Here is a 1,238-nt window from a genome sequence, read left to right on the forward strand (position 1 = left end):
GAGTCCTTTAAAAAGTCTGATTTCAAACAATTAATAGGTTGGATTGATTCCGAAGAATTTTTAATACAATGGTCAGGAAATGCATTTACATATCCCCTAAATGAAGAACAATTAGAAAAATATATAGAAAGTGAAAATACACTTGCTTTCAAAGTAATAGATGAAGAGACTCAAGAAGTAGTTGGTCATATTTCACTTGGGCAAATAGACAATATAAATAAATCTGCAAGGATTGGTAAAGTACTAGTTGGTGATACGAAAATGAGAGGACGTTCTATAGGGAAGCATATAATGAAAGCAGTACTTCATATTGCATTTGAAGAATTAAAACTACATAGAGTCACTCTAGGTGTATATGATTTTAATACGTCGGCTATTTCATGTTATGAAAAAATAGGATTTGTAAAAGAAGGTTTACTAAGAGAGTCGAAAAAAGTAGGGGAAACATATTGGAATTTATGGGAAATGAGTATGTTAGAATATGAATGGGGCGATAAAAAACAATAGTTGTTTATAATTATGTTATGTCAATTAAAAGGGGTATGGTGGGAATTTATGAATAAAAAAACGAAAATTATTTCAATTGCAGCTGTTTCAGGAGGAGGTAAAACTACTGTTACAGAAGGATTAACCCATAAATTAATGAATTCAAAAGCTCTATATTTTGATAGCTACAACTTTGATAACTGTCCTGCAGATATTTGTAAATGGATTGATGATGGAGCAAATTATAATGAATGGGTACTTACACCATTAATTAAGGATATTCAGCATCTTATACGAGATAGTAATGTAGATTATATTATTTTAGATTATCCTTTTGCATACTTAAATAGTGAAATGCGACAATTCATTGATGTAACTATATTTATCGATACGCCTTTAGATATTGCGATGGCTAGAAGAATTTTACGAGATTTTAAGGAGGATACAATGAGTGAAATACATAATGATTTAAAGCATTATATAACATATGCTAGAAAAGCTTATTTGGAGGCACTTCATACTGTAAAGCCAAATTCAGATATTGTTTTGGATGGGTCTTTATCTGTAGATGAAATAATTAATCAAATTGAAGAGGAACTTAATCGAAAAGAAGTGATCGTCAATGGTTAAAAGTATAGAAAAATATGTACAAGTTGATGATTTTAAGATGTATTCAAGAGTATTTCAAGGAAAGAAGTTGCAGTCTGTTTCAGCGAATTGAATTGGGAGAGGTCTATAAATTTATAAAACGG

General features: G+C 30.1%; 2 protein-coding genes. Both read left to right on the plus strand.

Annotated features, from left to right (window positions below; genetic code table 11):
- On the plus strand, positions 1-507 hold a 507-nt coding region (locus KI369_RS28505), incomplete at its 5' end, for a GNAT family N-acetyltransferase (RefSeq protein ID WP_212958999.1).
- Between the two features lie 48 nt (positions 508-555).
- Positions 556-1,116, plus strand: coding sequence for a nucleoside/nucleotide kinase family protein (locus KI369_RS28510; protein WP_212959000.1), 561 nt, complete (start codon positions 556-558; stop codon positions 1,114-1,116).
- The last annotated feature ends 122 nt before the right edge of the window (positions 1,117-1,238 follow it).

The organism is Bacillus sanguinis (assembly GCF_018332475.1).
GTDB classification, from domain to species: domain Bacteria; phylum Bacillota; class Bacilli; order Bacillales; family Bacillaceae_G; genus Bacillus_A; species Bacillus_A sanguinis.

Bases quoted from the DNA above. Each gene is read 5' to 3' on its own strand.
- KI369_RS28510 (WP_212959000.1), top strand. From the start codon at position 556: ATGAATAAAAAAACGAAAATTATTTCAATTGCAGCTGTTTCAGGAGGA.